The following is a 17,150-nucleotide window of genomic DNA, read 5'->3' on the forward strand; positions in this document are numbered from 1 at the left end:
CGCCGCCGCCCCCGCCCCCCCCCCCGGCCGGACGATCATCTACGCCGACGCCCCAGAGTGGCGCGAGGTGCTCCGGAGCACGTTCACCGACGGTCCGCCGGATCCCGACGCGCTCGAGGCGCTCAAGGCGGGCGCAGTCGCGGCGCTGTCCCGGTGGCGCGGCTCCTGGTCGAGCCGCCCCGAGGTCGTCGTACCGCTCCCAGCCGCCGGCTACGGCCGCCTGACCGCCGAGATCGCGGATCATGTCGCTGGGGTAGGCCGCCTCGACAAGGCCGAGCTGACCCTGAACCCCGCTGGCTTCACCGACGACCTCTCCTCGGCTGAGGAGGCGAAGGTCTGGCGAGACGGCATCCAGGTGGACGGTCCAGCCGCCCAGGCGGTCGCGGGGCGCACGGTCCTATTGCTGGCCGACGCGTCGTCCTCGCAGTGGCCGATCACCGTCGCCGCCGCCAAGCTCCGCGAGTCCGGCGCCGCCGCAGTCCTTCCCCTCCTCATCCACAAACGTCCATGACGCCGGGCTCAGCTGGCCGAGGAAGCGTCCCGCCGTAGCTCAGGGGTGGACTCGACGAAGGACTTGAGGTCGGAGATCAGCTCGACCCAGCCTTCGCTGACCAGCTCGCGGATCGCGCTGCCCGGTTCGAAGCCGCTGTGGACGACGGTGAGCTTGACCTTGTCGCCGACGGGCTCGAGGTCGAAGCTCGCCTGCGACAGCGGCTCCCGGCTGGCCCGCTGGTAGATCTCGTCGTCCAGCCCGACAGACTTGGCGAATTCCGGCGTGATGTGGTGCCACGTGTACGCGAGCCGCCGGTACGGGTCGTGCTCGAGGACCACCTGGCCCGCTCCGGCCACCGCGACGTCGCCGTGGCGCCAGACGATGTCGGAGCCGACCTTCCAGTCGGTATCGAGCTGGACACCCCAGTACTCCTGGGTGAACTTCGGGTCGGTCAGGGCCTGCCACAGCCGCTCCGGCGTGGTCTTGATGTAGGTGGTGTAGACGAAGTCGGTGTCACTCATGGGTTCGGCCTCCAGAGCCGTCTTGAGGTCGGCGAACAGTTGCACCCGCCGCCGGTCGTACTGGTTGATCCAGCGGTCGGCGATGGCGTTGATCGGCTCGGCGTTGAGGTAGTGCAGCTTCTCCCGGCCGCGCCACACGGTGGTGACGAGGTTCGCGGACTCCAGGACGGTGAGGTGCTTGCTCACCGACTGCCGGGCCATGTCGAGGCCGGCGCAGAGCTCGCGCAGGGTCTGGCCGGTGCGCGCGTTCAGCATGTCGAGCAGTTGCCGGCGGCTCGGGTCGGCCAGTGCGCGGAACACCTCGTCGTCCATCGCCCTCCGATCAAGTCAGGCAGCCAACCGGCTGCATTTCGACAATAGGCAGCCGTGCGGCTGCATGTCAAGCGGACCGCAATGCGGTTGACGGCACGCGGACGATGAACAGGTGAAGATCGAGAACCTGGGATGGCGGACCGAGTTGCTGGTCCTCGAGCTCAGCGGCAGCGTGCTCGAGGACGTCGGCGACCACGTCATCGTGCGCACCCCGGACAACCCCGGCTACTGGTGGGGCAACTTCCTGCTGTTCCGGACGCCGTTCGCGCCCGGCGACTTCCAGCACCGGCTGGCCGCGTTCCGCGCCGAGTTCCCGGCGGCCGGACATGTTGCCTTCGGCATCGACAATGTCGACGGGGTGATCGGCGCCGAGGAGGAGCTGGCCGGCTACGACCTGGAGCGGGACGTGGTGATGACGACCAGCGAGGTCGTGCCACCCCGCCGGCCGAACGAGCGCTCGACGTACCGGTTCCTGAGCAGTGACGACGACTGGGAGCAGTCGCTGCAGCTCAACCTGGCGACCGCTCCGATGCGGGTCGACGACGGCTACATCCGGTTCGCCCGGGCCAAGGTCGCGTCGCGGCGGGCCCTGGTGGACGCCGGGCACGGGCACTGGTTCGGCGCGTTCGACGGTGACAACCTGCAGAGCTCGCTGGGGCTGGTGTTCGACGGCAACGGGCTCGCGCGGTTCCAGGCCGTGCAGACGCATCCGGACCACCGCAACCGTGGGATCGCGAGCACGCTGGTCCACCACGCGTCGACGTACGGCCTGACCGAGGGTGGGGCGACCAAGCTGGTGATGGTGGCGGATCCGGACTACCTCGCGATCCGGCTGTACCGGGCGCTGGGCTTCACCGACACGGAGATGAAGGTGCAGATCACGCTGCCGCCGGACGACGTGGCAGGGTTGGAGACATGACTGAGACAGACGTACGGCGTGGGGTCGTGCTGGTCACCGGTGGGAGTCGAGGGATCGGGGCCGCCGCCGCGGTCGCGCTGGCGGCCGACGGCTGGGACGTCGGCGTGAACTACCGGACCCGGGCCGACGAGGCCGCGCGGGTCGTGAAGGCCTGCGAGGAGCTAGGCCGGCGGGCGATTGCCGTCCAGGCCGACGTGGCCGAGGCCGACGAGATCGAGAAGCTGTTCGACACGGTGACCGCCGAGCTCGGGCCGATCGGTGCCGTGATCAACAATGCCGGCGTGGTTTCACCGGCCGGCCGGGTCGCGGAGTACGACGCCGCCCGGCTGGAGCGGGTGTTCCGGATCAACTCGGTCAGCGCTGTCCTGGTCGCCGGCGCGGCGGTCCGGCGGATGTCCACGGCGTACGGCGGTTCCGGGGGAGTGATCGTCAACGTCTCGTCCCGGGCCGCGGTGCTCGGGTCGGCCGGTGAGTACGTCGACTACGCGGCCAGCAAGGCAGCCGTGGACGCGCTCACCACCGGGCTCGGCAACGAGGTCGCGAAGGAAGGCGTCCGCGTGCTGGGTGTCCGGCCGGGGCTGATCGAGACCGACATCCACGAGGAGGGCCGGTTGGACCGGCTCGGTGCGACTCCGCCGCTCGGTCGACCGGGGAAGCCCGAGGAGGTTGCGGCGCTGATCGCGTTCCTCGCCTCCGATCGGTCGTCCTACATGACCGGGACGACGCTCGACGTGTCCGGCGGCCGGTAGGAGCGACCGGCCGCCCGCCGGGGCGGAGTGCCTGGGGGGTGCGCCGGGTGTGGGGAACCCGGATCGGCGGGACACCGGGCTGTGGGGGCCCGGGGATGGTGGGTGGCAGGTGAGACCTAGCTCGCTGGTGGGGCGAAGAACTCGAGGGCGATGCCGTCGGGGTCCTTGAAGGACAGGCCCGAGCCGTAGTGGGCGTCGACGATGCCGCCGTGCTTGACGCCCAGGTCGTCGAGCCGGTCCTGCCAGCTCACGAGCTCGGCACGGTCGGCACAGGCGAACGAAACGTGGTCGAGACCAGGCCGACGCGGGCTGAACTCACTGGCCCACTCGCCGTCGGGGAAGAAGTGCAGCCCGAACAGCTGGCTGTCGCCGACCGCGTACACCACGTGCCGGAACGGCCCGGTGTCCTCGTCCAGCACGGGGTCGGCCTCGAACAGCTCCGTGTACCACGGGACGCTGAGCTCGAGGTCGGCCACGGTCACGGCCACGTGGGTGATCGCTGGGAATGTGCTCACCGGACAACTCCTGTCTGTCGATCGTTCCCCGGTGCGGTCGCACCGGAGTCGTTGCCGGATCCCGCACCGACGGGCACCTGGTAGACCTGCGCGTCGCCGTCGAGGACGACGACACCGTCGCCGTTGGTGATCGTCGTGCGGATCCGGAAAACCGGCTTGCTGGCGTGGACTTCGAGCACCTCGACCTCGGCGGTGATCTCGTCACCCGGCCGGACCGGCGCCAGGAAGTTCCAGGCCACGCGGAGGAACACGCTGCCGGGACCGGGCAGGTCCTCGGCGACGACGGCGTTCAGCAGGCCGGACGTGACGCCGCCCTGCACGATCAGGCCGCCGAAGCGGGTGCCGGCTGCGAGCTCCTCGTCGTAGTGCAGCGGATTGCGGTCCCCGGTCAGCTCGGTGAACAGCTCGATGTCGCGCCGCGACACGACCCGCGTCCGCCGGGCGGTGCTCCCGACTTGGACTGTCATCGCACACGTCCCACAACCGCGGACGAGGGCTCGGCAAGCGATGCGGTGGCGGCGACGAAGGCTTCGGCGGACCACCAACGGCGGAAGGTGTCGAGGCCGACCAGGTCGACCAGGCCGGTGGCCTGGGAGACGTGCGCCCGCACCGCGTCGATCTTGCGTTCGAGGTCGGTTCCGGCGAGGGCGACGTACAGCGCGAGGTCCTCGTCGGGCGTCTCGGGTGGGCTGCCCGACATCCACAGGCCGACCTGGTCGTTGAGCGGACCCCACTCGGCGTGGAATCCCTGCGTGAGCGTCGCGTACAACAGCCGCGCCCGGGCGCCGGAGGCTCGCCACGCCTCGGTCGTCCAGGCCGAGATCGTGCGATGGTCGGAGTGCCCGGTCATGCCGTCCGGGCCGAACGTCAGGATGGTGTCCGGCTCGACTTCTTCGATCAGCTCCGCGACCGACGCAACCCCTCCGACTGCGTCGGCGCACTCACCGTCGTGGTAGCCGAGCCAGCGATGTTCCCAGACGCCGACGATCGCGAGGCTGCTGACCATCTCGTCCTGCCGGATCTCGGCCAGCCGGTCCGGCGGCATCTCGACCGGGTCCGGCGTTCCGTTCTCGCCGAACGTCGCGGTCGCCACGACGACCCGGTGTCCGGCATCGCGCAGGGCGCCCATCAGGCCGGCGGACAGGTACGCCTCGTCGTCCGGGTGCGCCCAGACCCCCAGGACGGTGCCCAGGTCTTCGGTGACCGGGCGGACGATCTCTTCTGGGACGGTCATGCGGTCTCCACCTCGATCTTGACCGGCACCTGATTGGTGATGACGTCGTAGACGGCTGACCGGGCCTGGGACTGGGCGACCAGCTCGCGCAGCTTCTCCGCCGGGGCGTCGCCCTTCACGGTGAAGCGGACGGTGAGTTGCTGGTAGCCGTTCCGCACGTCCGGGTCGAGGCCGAGGATGCCGTTCAGGTCGATGTCGCCGGCAACGGTCGAGTGCACCTCGGTGAGCCGGATGCCGCGGGCGGCGGCGATGTTGGCGAGCCCCGCGGTCAGGCAGGCGGCGAGCGCGTGCAGCATGTACTCGACCGGGGTCGGGCCGTTGTCGCGTCCGACCAGTACGGCGGGGTGGTCGGCGTCGAAGTGGAACGTGCGCTCGTGCGTGCGCTCCTCGCCGACCCCGAAGTACCCGTGGATGGTGCTGCGGTTGTGGGTGCCGCTGAGCCACTGGTTGCGGGCCCGGAACTGGAACTTGGCCGCCTCCGGCGCGGCCTTGACCGCGTCGAGGGTGGCGAACAGCGTCGCGGTGTCGACACCGTTGCGGGTCGACTCGTCGGTGGTGGTCATGATGGTTCTCCTTGAGGTGTCGGTCAGACTGCGGCGAGCAGGCTGAGGTCAGCGAGCTCGAACGCTTCGGCGTCGAGAGCACGGCTGAGTTCTTTCTGCAGCTCTACGAATTCAGGAGCCGGCGGATAGGCGGCCAGCGCGACGGTCAGCTCGAAGATCGGCCGCAGTGCGCGATCACGTGCCTGCTGGTAGTCGGCCAGCGCCGATTGGTCGCCGTACAGGGCGCGGTCGAGGGCGTCGGCCAGCAGCTCGGCATCGCGGTATGCGTCGGACATGCCGTGACCGGTGACCGGGTCCCGGTGGTAGCCGGCGTCCCCGACCAGCGCCCATCCCGGGCCGGACGCTTGGCGGATGACGTTCGGAGCCCGGAGCATGCCGCGCACAGGCGACGTACGGCGTCCCTCCCAAAGCCGCTCGGCCAGCGTCGGAGCGACCCGCCACAGGTACGACGTGAACGCGTCCTCGCGGGTGGCGGCCTCTCGACGCGACTGGTGCGCGTCCGCGATCGGGCTGCAGATCCAGATGCAGGCCTCGCCGTTGTGGGTCGGAAACACTCCGGTGAGCGCCCGGTCGGCGACGATGAGTTCGATCCCGTCCCACGGCAGCCCGTCGTAGTACGCGTACTGCGCCGCACCCGAGGCACCGCGGTCCTCGGTGATCTCGGCGCCCAGCGAGCGCGCGACGCGGGAGCCGAGTCCGTCGGCCCCGACCACGAAGCGCGCAGCCAACTCCACCGGCGCGCCGGTGCGGTCATGCCCGTGCACCCCGGTGGCGCGACCGGTCTGGTCGACGGTGACGCCGTCGATCGTGACGCCGGTCTGCACAGAGGCGCCGGCGCGGACAGCGGCCTCGATCACGAGCGCGTCGAGGATGTGTCGCCGCGGCGCGAGCAGCATGTCGACGCCCGCCTTCTCCTTCACCGGACGGACGACCGACTCGCCGCCGGCGGTGAAGTGCACCTTCCGGAGCGGCGGCGCTCCACTCTCGAGTACGGCGTCCAGCAAACCCCAGCGGTGCAACTGCACGACACCCGGTCGGGCGAGCTGGTGCGTCGACAGCGTGTCGGACGGGAACTCGTCCCGGTCGACCACAACGACGTCGTGGCCTTGGCGGGCCAGCAGGAGCGAGGTCGCGGCTCCGGCGGCCCGCGCGCCAACGATCACGACGTCGTGACGATGACTGAATGACTGCATGTCTCGTTTGTAGGTCCGCGCCGCACGCCGGCGGATCCGTCACGACTACGTAGATCGGCCACCGGCGCTACCGAGGTCGGGTGCACAATCGGGTGGGGGTGGGTTTGCATGCTCGAACGTGAGCGGGAGCTGGCGGAGCTCGCCGCGGCCGCTGAGGAGGCCAGGGCGGGTGACGGCTCGGTGGTGCTGATCGCCGGTGAGGCCGGCATCGGCAAGTCGAGCCTCGTCGGCGCCCTGCCGAGGGTCTTGCCGTCCGACACCCGCCTGCTGGTCGGGTACTGCGACGACCTCGCCACTCCCCGTGTCCTAGGGCCGCTCCGGGACCTGGTCGGCAGCGTCGGAGGAGCGCTCAGCAGGGCGCTCGAGTCAGGCGACCGGACCGCGGTGAGCGACGCCCTCAGAGCCGAGCTGGACCGGCCCGACGACCCGGCCGTGCTGGTCATGGAAGACATCCACTGGGCCGACGAAGCGACTCTCGACGTACTGCGCTTCCTCGTACGGCGGATCGCCAGTCTGCCCGCCGTACTCGTGCTGTCCTACCGGGACGTGGAGCTGACCAGGGACCACCCGCTGCAGCAGTTGCTGGGGCTGGCGTCGAGCACACCGCGGCTGCGACGGCTGCGGCCGGCGCGGCTGTCGGCGGGAGCGGTGGACCAGCTCGGTGCGCACACTGGGATGGACACCGAGCGCGTGTTCGCGGTGACGGGCGGCAACCCGTTCTTCGTCACGGAGATCTACGCGTCGGGCGACCTGGACGCCGTACCGGACACGGTTGCGGAGGCGGTCGGTGCCCGGCTGGCCGGTCTCGATGGAGCAACCAGGGACGCACTCGAGCTGCTGGCTGTGGTGCCGTCCAGCACAGAGCGCTGGCTCGTCGAGGCAGTCGTCCCCGGCGGACTCGCCTCGCTCGCGGCGGCCGAGCGACGCGGCGTCCTCGTCGTCTCGCCGACCGGAGTCGCGTACACACACGAGCTGGCCCGCCGTGCGGTTGTGGACTCGATGCCTGCCGCCCGTCGGGTGTACTGCAACCAGGCTGTGCTGGCCGCTCTGCTCAAGCGCTTCGACGAATGCGACCTGTCGCGCATCGTGCACCACGCGGCCGAGGCGGGTGCCGCGGAGGTGATCCTCGCCCATGGTCCCGCAGCGGCGCGGGAGGCGGCCGCGGCCGGGTCGCACCGGGAGGCGGTCGCGCACTACCGGCTGCTGCTGGATCAGCGGGACGTGTTCTCGTCGGAGGAGCTGGCCGACATCCTGGACGGGTTCGCGGTCGAGTGCTACACGGTCGGTTCGGCCGATCTCGCCGTACATGCCGAGGAGGAGGCTGTCGCGCTGCGTCGGGAGCTCGGCGACCCGCGGAAGCTCGGGCTGAGTCTGCGGTGGCTGTCGCGGGTGCAGTGGTGGGCGGGTGACCGGGCCAGTGCGGAGGTCAGTGGGGCGGACGCGATCGCCGTACTCGAGCACGCGGGGGACCGGCGCGCGCTGGCGCTTGCCTTGAGCAACCAGTCTCAGCTGCACATGCTCGCCGGGCACTGGACCGACTGCGTCAACGTCGGGCTGCGGGCCGTCGCGATGGCGCGGGACATCGGCGATGCGGGCCTGTTGTCGCATGCCCTGAACAACGTCGGTACGGCGCTCTGGGACCACGGCCGGCCAGAGGGGCAGGGGCTCCTGGAGGAGAGCCTCGCGGTGGCGCTGGCGGCCAACGAGTTCGAGCATGCCTGCCGCGCGTACGTGAACATCATCTGGCACCTGATGGACGTGCTCGCGCTCGCGGAGGCCGAGCACCTGCTGGAGGACGCCATCTGCCTGGCTGGTGACGCCGAGTTCCACGGCTTCCTGCGCTACCTGCAAGTGACGCGAAGCATGGTCTACCTGGACCTCGGGCGCTGGGACGAGGCCGAGCGGGAGGCCGGGTGCGCGGGCGACTCCGAAGTGATCACCCGCGGTCCCGCGCTCGTCGTCGCCGGGATCGTGCGGGCCCGGCGGGGCGAGCCGGACGACGGGTTGCTCGACGAGGCGTGGCAGATCGCGCAGCGTCTCGGTGAGGCCCAGCGGACCGGTCCGGCCGGGGCGGCGATGCTCGAGGCCGCGTGGTTGCGGGAGGAGGACGCGTCCGACGTCGTCGAACCGGCGTACGAGGACGTGTACCGCTTCGGGCGGACCTCATCGGCGGCCGCGTTCGGGTACTGGATGCGCGTCGCCGGGCGGCCGGTGCCGATGAACGCGTCCGACCATCCGTTCCGCTTGCTCGCGGCGGGTCGGTGGCAGGAGGCGGCTCAGGCCTGGCACAAAGCCGGTTGTCCGTACGAGCACGCGCTCGCGCTCTCTCACAGCACCGACCCCGCAGATCTGCTGTCCGCGCTCAGCACCCTTGACGGACTCGGCGCCGAGCCGCTGGCCCGGCGCGTACGCGGCCGGCTGCGAGAGCTTGGCGTCAGTCGCATCCCACGCGGCCGGGTGCAGGCGACCAGGGACAACCCGGCCGGACTCACCGAGCGGCAGACCGACGTCGTACGGCTGCTCGCCGAAGGGCTGACCAACGCCGAGATCGCCGCCCGCCTGGTGCTGTCGGTGCGCACGGTGGACACGCACGTGGCCGCGATCCTGGACAAACTGGGCGCCAAGACCCGACGCGACGCCGCGACCCGCGCCAAGGCTCTCGGCCTCCTGCCCGCCTGAGTGGCAGGCTTGCGGGGAGTCAGAGTCTGAAGACGGAGGTACGGCGTGGGACTGCGGCCGGTGGATCTGGCGCGACGGGCCTCGATCTCGACGCAACTGGTGCGCAACTACGAGGCGGCCGGGATCCTGCCGCCGGCGCCACGGTCGGCGACCGGGTACCGCCAGTACGGCGAGGAGCACCTGTCGGCGCTGCTCACGTACCGGGCGCTCGCGCCGGGGTTCGGTCCGGAGGTCGCGACGGAGATCATGCAGGCGGTGCACACCGGTGACGAGGCGCAGGCCTACCGGTTGGTGGACGCGTCGCATGCCGGGCTGCATCAGCAGCGGCTGGCGACCGATGCGATGAGCGAGGCGCTGGGTGCGGCTGCTGCGGAGTTCCTGGACGAGCCTGCTGCCGCGGGTCCGTCGTTGCTGGTGGGGGAGTTAGCGCACCAGTTGGGTGTGCGCACGTCAGCCCTGCGTGTCTGGGAGGCGGCCGGGTTGCTGACGCCGACGCGGGAGCCGGGGACGAAGTACCGGCGGTACGGGCCGGAGGAGGTGCGGGACGCGCGGATCATCCACATGCTGCGGCAAGGGCGCTACTACTTCGAGCAGATCAAGCCGGTGCTCGACGGACTTCGCCGTACCGGGAGCACCGAGGCGTTGCGGGCAGCGATCGCGGAACGCCGGGCTGCGCACGACAACCGTACCAAGGCGATGCTGTACGGCGCCGCGCTTCTGCATCAACTCATTGAGGAGAAGCGGTCACTGCGGGACGGCTAGCTGAGTCGGCTCGCTGCGGCCGCGCACCGTCACCTGGGAGTCGGGATTCCAGTGCGCTGCTTCGGCCGGCGCCGCCTCGTTGACCGCGGCCATGGACGCGATGAGTCGGGCTGGGGTGGACTTGGCAAGCTCGGTGAGGCGAGCGGCCTCGTTGACCGGGTCCCCGATCACGGTGTACTCGTGCCGCCGTACGTCGCCCACCGTGCCCGCCACCACGATGCCCGCGGTGACCCCGATCCCGGCGGTTGCCTCAGGCAACTCCTCGGCCAGCCGCCGGGCCAGCGCGCGACCGGCCCGCAGCGCACTGCCGGCGGCGTCCGGAAGCTCGGCCGGCGCACCGAAGACGGCCAGCGCGGCGTCACCGGCGAACTTGTTCACGAACCCGCCTTGCCGGACCACCTCGTCGACCACGATCGCGAAGAACCGGTTGAGCAGCTGGACCACCTCGGCCGGCGGCCGCTCCGCCGCGAGCTGGGTCGAGCCGACCAGGTCGACGAACAGTACGGCGGCGAATCGCTCCTCGCCGCCGAGCCGGTCACTGCTCAACGCCTCCTGGACGACTTCCGGACCGACGTACCGGCCGAAGACGTCCCGGATTCGCTCCCGCTCCCGCAGGCCCTCGGCCATCTTGTTGAACCCGGCCTGCAGCGACCCGAGCTCGGTGCCGTCGAACACCGGGATCCGGACGTCCAGCTGCCCGTCGCCGATCAGCGTCAGCGCGTTCCGCACCGAGCGGACCGGCGCGACCACCGACTTGGCCGACAACATGGTGAGCAGCCAGCCGTTGAGCAGCACGACCATGCCCAGGGCAAGGATCATCACCGAGAGCCGGGTAGGGGAGACGTCCTGCTCGATCAGCGCGAGTACGGCGGCCAGCATCAGCCCGGCCACCGGGACGCCCGAGCCGACGGCCCAGAAGAACACGGTCCGCGCCTTCAGCCCGGCCGACAGCAGACGCCTCGGGGGCGGTGAGTCGGCGAGCGCCCGCGCGGCGACCGGTCGGAGGGCGAACTCGGTCAGCAGGTAGGACACCGAGCACGTGATGATTGTGCCGTCGACGATGGTGACCGCGATCCGCAGCGCGTTCTCAGGCTGCAGCGCCAGCGTCATCACGGTGAAGATCAGGCACGCCAGCATCCACAGGAACACCTCGATGAGGGTCAGCCGCAGTGGCAGCTGCAGAGTGGCGATCTGCTCCTTGCGGGTGGCCGGCCGGTCCTCGTCCACCCAGCGGGTCACCCGCTTGGTGAGCCGCACGCTCGACCAGCAGCCGATCACCACGGCGACCAGGAAGTACGAGGGGATGAAGATCGCCTCGAGAACCTTGAGCTGGTCGACGAGCGGCGGCCCCGGCAGCACGAACACCGCCAGCACGAACACGACCACGGCCCCGATCAGGTTCGTCCCGATCGAGAAAGTTGTCATCAGCACCCGAAGCCGCACCCGAAGCAGCCGCGGACTCTGGTCGGCAGGCCCAAGCAGCCAAGACCCGAACGGACGCTGCTTGAGCACCAGCTCAGGCTTTCCCTCGGGCAGCATGTTCACAGTCTGCTAGCAATGGCCCCACATCGTGCAGCCGGCTTACCAGTTGAGAGCTACCGTGGCGCCATGGCTGCTCGGTGGCAGATCCCGCTGGCTGCTCTTGCGGCGGCGGTGCTGGTCGCCTGCTCCGAGAGCGGCTCTGCCCAGCCATCACCGGGTACGACGGCCGGCCCTACGCCAGCCAGCCCCGCGTCCAGCCAAGCGCCTGCCAGCCCGACGCAGCCGAGCACGCCGTCTGCCACCAGTCCGCCCTTGTCCCGGACGACTCCAGCCACCACCCCGGTGCCGACTCAGCCGCTGGTGCTCGCGGTCCACCCGACTCGCGCTGCGCAGGACGTTCCCCTGACCATCGCCCGGTCCATCGCCCGGGGCTCCTTGAAGTCCTGGCGGGGCTTTCAGGTCGGCTCATTGCGTCAGGCGCAACGCTCGACTACCACCCTCGCCCTGGTCCCCGCCTCCGCGGCCGGCCCGTCCGTCCGCCCGCTCACGGTGGCCGGGACGGACCCGTTCAAAGACCCCGCCCGCTACCCGATCCGAACGCCTGGCGCCCAACCGAGGGCGCCCGTCATCGACCTGACTGTCGGTGGCGACGTCATGCTCGGCCGCCGAGTAGCGACCGCCGCTGCGCAGTCCGGCGACGTCTCCCATCCACTGCGTGCCATCGGCCCCCGCCTGGCCGCCGCGGATCTGACCGTGCTCAACCTGGAGAGCACACTGTCCCGAGCCGGTGCACCACAACAGGGAGGCGACTCCTTCGCAGCCCCACCCGGTGTTGTGGCCGGGCTGCGGGACGCCGGCGTCGACGTACTCTCGCTGGCCAACAACCACACCGGTGACTTCCAGCAGCGTGCCCTGCTCGAGACCGTCCGGCTGGTGCGGGCGGGTGGCATCCAGCCGGTAGGGGCCGGGAGCAACCTCACCGGAGCGGCCCGCCCGGCGATCGTCGAGCGCGACGGTGTCCGCTTCGGCTTCCTGGCGTTCAACGCGATCGGCGAGACTCCGCGAGCGACCGCAACGAGCGCCGGAGCGTTCAGCATCCGCATGCCGCCGCGGACCGGTCCGCTGAACACCAGTGACCTGGCCACGATGACGCGGGCCATTCGTACGCTGAAGGCTGCCGTCGACGTGGTCGTCGTACTGCCGCACTGGGGTCAGCAGTACACGCACACGCCGGTGCCGGCACAGCACACCGTCGCGACTGCGCTCACCCAGGCCGGAGCGGACCTGGTGATCGGTGGGCACCCGCACTGGGTGCAGAGCGTGCTGTTCCCGCCGGGCAAGGTGGTGGCGCACTCGCTGGGGAACCTGGTGTTCGACATGGACTTCATGCAGCAGACGCAGGAGGGCGTGCTGCTTGAGCTCACCTACTGGGGCAAGACGCTGAAGGCTGCCCGGCTGACGCCGTACGTGATCGGGAGCGACTTCAGCCCGCGGGTCGTGACCGGTACGCGGGCCGAGCAGATCCTGGCCGACATCCGCTAGCCGGCGAGCCAGGCGCTCACCACTCGCCCCATCCGGCCGAGCTGGGCCGGTGACACGACGCGGGGCAGGTCGCGGGCGGAGTGGTACTCGGCGTACGGCGTGCTGCCGAGCCGGACTCCTGGCAGTCCGGAGCGGACGAACGACCAGTGATCACTCGACCGGTTCACACACGCCCTGCTTGGTACGCCGGCCCGAGCGGCCACCGCACGGACTTCGTTGCGCAGGGCGACGTCGTCGGCTTGTGCGGAGCAGATCGGTACGACGGTGCCGACGCCGACGCGATCGAGCGAGACCATGCCGCGGAGGGCGTTGCGCTGCGCGGGCGGTAGCGAGGCGACGTACGCGCGGGAGCCGTAGTGGTGGCGGTTGTCGCCGTCGCCGCGGGGTTCTTCGGCGCCGAAGGCAACGAACACGGTGGGAGAGCGTGGCGACAACTGGGCGGTGCCGAGGAGTACTGCGACGCCGGAAGCGTTGTCCTCGGCGCCGGGGGCCTGCGGGACGGTGTCGAGGTGGGCGCCGACGATTCGGTGGGGTGCGGCGGGGTTGAAGCCGGGTTTGGTGGCGATCAGGTTCCAGGTGGTGCCTGCGCGGACCGGGACGCCCCAGGAGATGCCGGCTGGGACGCGCAGGGCTTGGCGGCGGGTCTGGTAGCCGGCGGCGCGGAAGCGTTGCTCCAGCCAGGTCAGGGCTTGCAGGTAGGCGGGACTCGTGGCTTCGCGAGGGCCGAGGCCCGCCAGGTAGCGCACTGTGCTCATGGCGGCGGCGCTGTTGAAGGCCGTGGGCCGCGGTGACGGGGGCGCGGTGGCGGAGGTCGGAGGCGGCGCCGCAGCGGTGGTTGGCGGGGGCGGAGCGGCGGTGGTTGGCGGGGGTGGAGCGGCGGTGGTGGGAGGTGGCGCGGTCGACGGGGTCGGGTCGCGCGTGGTGGTCGGGCTGGTGCACGCGGCGGTGGCCAGCAGGGTGAGGACGGCGGCCAGTGGCCGGGTGGCGGCCCACATGCCTCCATGGTGCCTGTCTGATCAAAACTGGGCCTTTTGGCACGGTGGTGCGGATGGCTCAGATTGGCCGCCGGAACCCGGCTCGCCGTGGGTACTGTTCGTCGGACCACCTGACTCGGGGAGCAATCCGTGACGCACGACCGCCACTCCTACGCCGAACCTGCGCTGGTTCGGACCACGCACCTGGAGCTGGACCTGACGCTGGACTTCGAGCAGAAGGTGCTGGCCGGCTCTGCCACGCACACCCTGGCCTGGACCGGAGCCGGTGACCGGTTCGTGCTCGACACCCGTGACCTCACAGTGCTCGCGGTCGAGGGTGCGACGGCGGATGGCTGGGAGCCGCTCGAGTACAGCCTGGCGGTGCCCGACCCGGAGCTCGGGTCGGCGCTGAACATCCGCACCGACCGGCACGAGCGGGTGCGGGTCAGCTACCGCACCGCGCCGACCGCGACCGGCCTGCAGTGGCTGGAGCCGTCGATGACCGCGGGCGGCGTGATGCCGTTCATGTTCAGCCAGTCGCAGGCGATCCACGCGCGCAGCTGGGTGCCGGTGCAGGACACTCCGGGCGTCCGGTTCAGCTACGCCGCGAACGTCACCGCTCCGCCGGAGCTGATGGTGCTGATGAGTGCGGACAACGGCACGATATCCCGCCGTACCGGCTCATACGACGTGGTGATGCCCGAGCCGATCCCGTCGTACCTGCTGGCCATCGCCGCGGGAGATCTGGTGTTCGAGCCGATCGGTGAGCGGTCGGGCGTGTGGGCCGAGCCGGAGATGGCCAAGCGGGCGGCGACCGAGTTCGCCGACACCGAGGAGATGATGCGGGTCACCGAGGCGCTGTTCGGCCCGTACCGCTGGGGGCGTTACGACCTGCTCGTGCTGCCGCCGTCCTTCCCGTACGGCGGGATGGAGAACCCGCGGATGACGTTCGCGACGCCGACCGTGGTGATCGGGGACAAGTCGCTCGTCAGCGTTGTCGCGCACGAGCTGGCGCACAGTTGGTCGGGCAACCTGGTCACCCAGGACAGCTGGGACGACATCTGGCTGAACGAGGGCTTCACGTCGTACGTCGAGAACCGGATCGTCGAGGCGGTCTACGGCACCGAGTTCGCGGTGATGGAGACGGCGATCAAGGAGCACGCGACCGTGGTCAAGCTGGACCCGCTGACCCCGGCCGAGCTGGCGGTGGAGCTGCCCGGGCTGAACCACGGCACGGAGTACCACGGGACGACGTCGTGCGGTCCGCTGAAGGGGTCGTGGTTCCTGTCCTGGCTGGAGGAGCGGTTCTCCCGGGAGGTGTTCGACCCGTTCCTGCGCGGGTACTTCGACCGCTTCGCGTTCCGGAGCATCAACTCCGGGGACTTCGTCGCGCACCTGCGCGCGCATTTGCTGAGCCCGAATCCCGGTGTGGTGACGGATGCCGAGCTGGCGGCCTGGCTGGATGAGCCCGGGATCCCGGCGTTCGCGCGCCGCGCGGTGTCGGAACGGTTCGAGGCCGTCGACGAGGCGCGCGACCGCTGGCTCGCGACCGGTGAGCTGCCGGCCGCGGGAGGCTGGACGACGCAGGAGTGGCTGCGCTTCCTGGACGCGGCGCCGGACGTGCTCGGCGCGAACCAGCTGCAGCAGCTCGACCGCGCCTTCCAGCTGACCGGTACGGCGAACGGCGAGATCGCCCGGCGCTGGTACCAGATCGTTGCCGCCAGCAGCTATGAGGCGTCGTACGCCGATCTGGCGTCGTTCCTCACTCGGGTCGGCCGGATGAAGCTGGTGCTGCCGGTCTACCGGGCACTGGCCGGGACGGACCGGGCGTTCGCGGCGGAGGTGTTCGCGAAGGCGCGGCCCGGGTACCACCCGATCACGACCGCCGCGGTGCAGAAGATCCTGGGCCAGTAGTCGCGTATCCTGACCGGATGAACGAGATCTCTGTCGGGAGGGTCGTCCCGGCCGCTCGATGAGCGGCCCGCAGGTCCGGGTGCGGAGCCCGAAGGACCTCAGACGCCAACGCCGCACCAGGTCCCACTCCTGCTGGGATCACCTGCTGATCGCGCCACTGTGGCCCAAGCACGACGTCAACCTCGGCACGCTGCTGCGCACGTGCGATGCGGTCGGCGCATGTCTCGCCGTACCCAAGCTGCCGTGGGTGCCGGATGCACTCGCCCGCGGCAACACGCTCAAACGGCGCACCTGTGTGCACTGGACCGGCCACGACCCGGTTCGCTGGCTGATCGACCAGAAGGCTCGCGACGGGACCACGATCGTCGGGGTCGAGCTCGCCGAGGAATCGGTCCGCCTGGCCGACCTGCTATAGGTCGAGCCGACGGCGATGGTCGGTGTGGGTGGGCTCGTAGCCGAGGCGTTTGTTGATGCGTTGCATCGGAGTGTTGGTGCTGACGGTGTCGGTCAGCAGGCCGTCGAGGGCGGGGAAGCGGTCGCGCGTCTGGCGGATCTGCTCGGCCTTCATCCACAGGGCGAGGCCGTGGCCGCGATGGGCAGGGAGTACGGCGGTGCCGTAGTGCTGGGCGTCGCCGCTGCCGTCGGCGGGTACGACGAGCTCGGAGAAGCCGGCGAACGCGCCGGTGGACTCGTCGACGGCCGCGACCGTGGTCAGGTGCTCACCGCGCTGCTCGATCACCTGGGCGGCGTAGCGGGTCCGCTCCACGTCCCAGGCGTCCTCGCCGTACTCGATCCCGCCCGTCGGCGCGTCGTCCATCCCGGCCCGCGCATCGGTGAACGTCTGCGCCCACTCGTCCGGTACGACGCCCACCCACGACACCAACCGATAACCCGGAGCCGCGGGTACGGCGGGCTGCGCGTCGGCCAGCCGCAGTCGCGCGTAGATCAGCGTCATCCCGATCGTGAACCCGTGGTGCTCGAGGAAGTGGTCGGCCGGTGAGTCGGCTCGGGCGTCGGCGAGGACCAGGCGGACGTCATGGTCGCGAGCCGCGGCGACGGCTGCGTCGAGCAACTGCGAGCCGACGCCGCGCCGGCGCTCGGCCGGGTGCACGTTGACCTCGAGCTCGGCCAGGTGCTCCTGGGACTTGCGGCTGTTCAGCCGGAGGAACGCCGAGCCGACCGGGTTGCCGTCGGGGTCGGCGGCAAGCCAGCCGATCCGGCGGCTGAACGGCCGGAAGTCGGGATCGGTCAGGGGCGTCAGTCGGATGCTCAAGCCGCCAACATAACGCCGCCCCGGG

Annotated in this window: 16 protein-coding genes and 1 pseudogene; 8 read left to right on the top strand and 9 right to left on the bottom strand. The window is 70.7% G+C overall.

The features are described from left to right. A pseudogene (locus AB0H36_RS10755) lies at window positions 1-511 on the top strand (ATP-dependent DNA helicase RecQ); the annotation flags it as partial. A gap of 8 nt (window positions 512-519) precedes the next feature. On the opposite strand, the gene AB0H36_RS10760 reads toward AB0H36_RS10755, so the two are convergent. Next, window positions 520-1,326 carry a metalloregulator ArsR/SmtB family transcription factor gene (locus AB0H36_RS10760; RefSeq protein ID WP_360519868.1) on the bottom strand — a complete coding sequence of 269 codons (807 nt, stop codon included), beginning with the start codon at window positions 1,324-1,326 and terminating at the stop codon, window positions 520-522. Between the two features lie 112 nt (window positions 1,327-1,438). On the opposite strand from AB0H36_RS10760, the gene AB0H36_RS10765 reads away from it, so the two are divergent. Then, window positions 1,439-2,245: a GNAT family N-acetyltransferase gene (locus AB0H36_RS10765; protein WP_360519870.1), complete on the top strand. Its 807-nt coding sequence runs from the start codon at window positions 1,439-1,441 to the stop codon at window positions 2,243-2,245. Beyond that, window positions 2,242-2,994: an SDR family oxidoreductase gene (locus AB0H36_RS10770; protein ID WP_360519872.1), complete on the top strand. Its 753-nt coding sequence runs from the start codon at window positions 2,242-2,244 to the stop codon at window positions 2,992-2,994. The genes AB0H36_RS10765 and AB0H36_RS10770 overlap by 4 nt, the downstream gene beginning before the upstream one ends. Window positions 2,995-3,110: 116 nt before the next feature. Here AB0H36_RS10770 and AB0H36_RS10775 read toward each other — a convergent pair whose 3' ends face one another. From AB0H36_RS10775 to AB0H36_RS10795, 5 genes are read right to left on the bottom strand one after another with little or no spacing between them, the layout of a single operon-like run. Next, window positions 3,111-3,509, bottom strand: a complete 399-nt coding sequence (locus AB0H36_RS10775; protein ID WP_360519874.1) for a VOC family protein — start codon at window positions 3,507-3,509, stop codon at window positions 3,111-3,113. Further along, complete coding sequence (locus tag AB0H36_RS10780) at window positions 3,506-3,976, bottom strand: MaoC family dehydratase (RefSeq protein ID WP_360519876.1); 471 nt, start codon at window positions 3,974-3,976, stop codon at window positions 3,506-3,508. The genes AB0H36_RS10775 and AB0H36_RS10780 overlap by 4 nt, the downstream gene beginning before the upstream one ends. Beyond that, window positions 3,973-4,743 (bottom strand): PIG-L deacetylase family protein, encoded by a 771-nt coding sequence (locus AB0H36_RS10785; RefSeq protein WP_360519878.1) that lies wholly within the window; start codon window positions 4,741-4,743, stop codon window positions 3,973-3,975. Before AB0H36_RS10785 ends, AB0H36_RS10780 begins: the two co-directional genes overlap by 4 nt. After that, the gene (locus tag AB0H36_RS10790) at window positions 4,740-5,306 is read right to left on the bottom strand and encodes an OsmC family protein (protein WP_360519880.1); all 567 of its coding nucleotides are present in this window, start codon (window positions 5,304-5,306) and stop codon (window positions 4,740-4,742) included. Before AB0H36_RS10790 ends, AB0H36_RS10785 begins: the two co-directional genes overlap by 4 nt. 23 nt (window positions 5,307-5,329) lie before the next feature. Beyond that, window positions 5,330-6,499: an NAD(P)/FAD-dependent oxidoreductase gene (locus AB0H36_RS10795; protein WP_360519882.1), complete on the bottom strand. Its 1,170-nt coding sequence runs from the start codon at window positions 6,497-6,499 to the stop codon at window positions 5,330-5,332. Window positions 6,500-6,607: 108 nt separating this feature from the next. Between AB0H36_RS10795 and AB0H36_RS10800 the strand changes: the two genes are divergently transcribed. Beyond that, on the top strand, window positions 6,608-9,178 hold the full coding sequence (locus tag AB0H36_RS10800; RefSeq protein WP_360519884.1) for an AAA family ATPase: 2,571 nt from the start codon (window positions 6,608-6,610) through the stop codon (window positions 9,176-9,178). Window positions 9,179-9,223: 45 nt separating this feature from the next. Then, window positions 9,224-9,940, top strand: coding sequence for a MerR family transcriptional regulator (locus AB0H36_RS10805; RefSeq protein ID WP_360519886.1), 717 nt, complete (start codon window positions 9,224-9,226; stop codon window positions 9,938-9,940). Here AB0H36_RS10805 and AB0H36_RS10810 read toward each other — a convergent pair. After that, window positions 9,923-11,479, bottom strand: a complete 1,557-nt coding sequence (locus AB0H36_RS10810; protein ID WP_360519888.1) for an adenylate/guanylate cyclase domain-containing protein — start codon at window positions 11,477-11,479, stop codon at window positions 9,923-9,925. The two genes, AB0H36_RS10805 and AB0H36_RS10810, sit on opposite strands and share 18 nt — an antisense overlap. A 69-nt stretch (window positions 11,480-11,548) precedes the next feature. On the opposite strand from AB0H36_RS10810, the gene AB0H36_RS10815 reads away from it, so the two are divergent. Beyond that, entirely contained in the window at window positions 11,549-12,964 is a 1,416-nt protein-coding gene (locus AB0H36_RS10815) for a CapA family protein (RefSeq protein ID WP_360519890.1), read from the top strand. Here AB0H36_RS10815 and AB0H36_RS10820 read toward each other — a convergent pair. Further along, window positions 12,961-13,719 carry a M28 family peptidase gene (locus AB0H36_RS10820; protein ID WP_360519892.1) on the bottom strand — a complete coding sequence of 253 codons (759 nt, stop codon included), beginning with the start codon at window positions 13,717-13,719 and terminating at the stop codon, window positions 12,961-12,963. The genes AB0H36_RS10815 and AB0H36_RS10820 overlap by 4 nt on opposite strands. 369 nt (window positions 13,720-14,088) lie before the next feature. On the opposite strand from AB0H36_RS10820, the gene AB0H36_RS10825 reads away from it, so the two are divergent. Both AB0H36_RS10825 and AB0H36_RS10830 read left to right on the top strand, forming a co-directional pair. Then, window positions 14,089-15,852: a M1 family metallopeptidase gene (locus AB0H36_RS10825; RefSeq protein ID WP_360519894.1), complete on the top strand. Its 1,764-nt coding sequence runs from the start codon at window positions 14,089-14,091 to the stop codon at window positions 15,850-15,852. Between the two features lie 58 nt (window positions 15,853-15,910). Further along, on the top strand, window positions 15,911-16,267 hold the full coding sequence (locus AB0H36_RS10830) for a hypothetical protein (RefSeq protein ID WP_360519896.1): 357 nt from the start codon (window positions 15,911-15,913) through the stop codon (window positions 16,265-16,267). Here the strand turns inward: AB0H36_RS10830 and AB0H36_RS10835 are convergent. Then, on the bottom strand, window positions 16,262-17,125 hold the full coding sequence (locus AB0H36_RS10835) for a GNAT family N-acetyltransferase (protein ID WP_360519898.1): 864 nt from the start codon (window positions 17,123-17,125) through the stop codon (window positions 16,262-16,264). The two genes, AB0H36_RS10830 and AB0H36_RS10835, sit on opposite strands and share 6 nt — an antisense overlap. Window positions 17,126-17,150: the final 25 nt, after the last annotated feature.

The sequence above is a fragment of the Kribbella sp. NPDC050820 genome (assembly GCF_040653975.1).
Taxonomy (GTDB): Bacteria; Actinomycetota; Actinomycetes; order Propionibacteriales; family Kribbellaceae; genus Kribbella.

What these genes read in the sequence shown, in the direction of transcription:
- AB0H36_RS10760 (WP_360519868.1), bottom strand. Translation starts at nt 1,326, where the DNA reads ATGGACGACGAGGTGTTCCGCGCACTGGCCGACCCGAGCCGCCGGCAA.
- AB0H36_RS10770 (WP_360519872.1), top strand. Translation starts at nt 2,242, where the DNA reads ATGACTGAGACAGACGTACGGCGTGGGGTCGTGCTGGTCACCGGTGGG.
- AB0H36_RS10780 (WP_360519876.1), bottom strand. Translation starts at nt 3,976, where the DNA reads ATGACAGTCCAAGTCGGGAGCACCGCCCGGCGGACGCGGGTCGTGTCG.
- AB0H36_RS10785 (WP_360519878.1), bottom strand. Translation starts at nt 4,743, where the DNA reads ATGACCGTCCCAGAAGAGATCGTCCGCCCGGTCACCGAAGACCTGGGC.
- AB0H36_RS10790 (WP_360519880.1), bottom strand. Translation starts at nt 5,306, where the DNA reads ATGACCACCACCGACGAGTCGACCCGCAACGGTGTCGACACCGCGACG.
- AB0H36_RS10795 (WP_360519882.1), bottom strand. Translation starts at nt 6,499, where the DNA reads ATGCAGTCATTCAGTCATCGTCACGACGTCGTGATCGTTGGCGCGCGG.
- AB0H36_RS10800 (WP_360519884.1), top strand. Translation starts at nt 6,608, where the DNA reads ATGCTCGAACGTGAGCGGGAGCTGGCGGAGCTCGCCGCGGCCGCTGAG.
- AB0H36_RS10810 (WP_360519888.1), bottom strand. Translation starts at nt 11,479, where the DNA reads ATGCTGCCCGAGGGAAAGCCTGAGCTGGTGCTCAAGCAGCGTCCGTTC.
- AB0H36_RS10815 (WP_360519890.1), top strand. Translation starts at nt 11,549, where the DNA reads ATGGCTGCTCGGTGGCAGATCCCGCTGGCTGCTCTTGCGGCGGCGGTG.
- AB0H36_RS10820 (WP_360519892.1), bottom strand. Translation starts at nt 13,719, where the DNA reads ATGAGCACAGTGCGCTACCTGGCGGGCCTCGGCCCTCGCGAAGCCACG.
- AB0H36_RS10830 (WP_360519896.1), top strand. Translation starts at nt 15,911, where the DNA reads ATGAGCGGCCCGCAGGTCCGGGTGCGGAGCCCGAAGGACCTCAGACGC.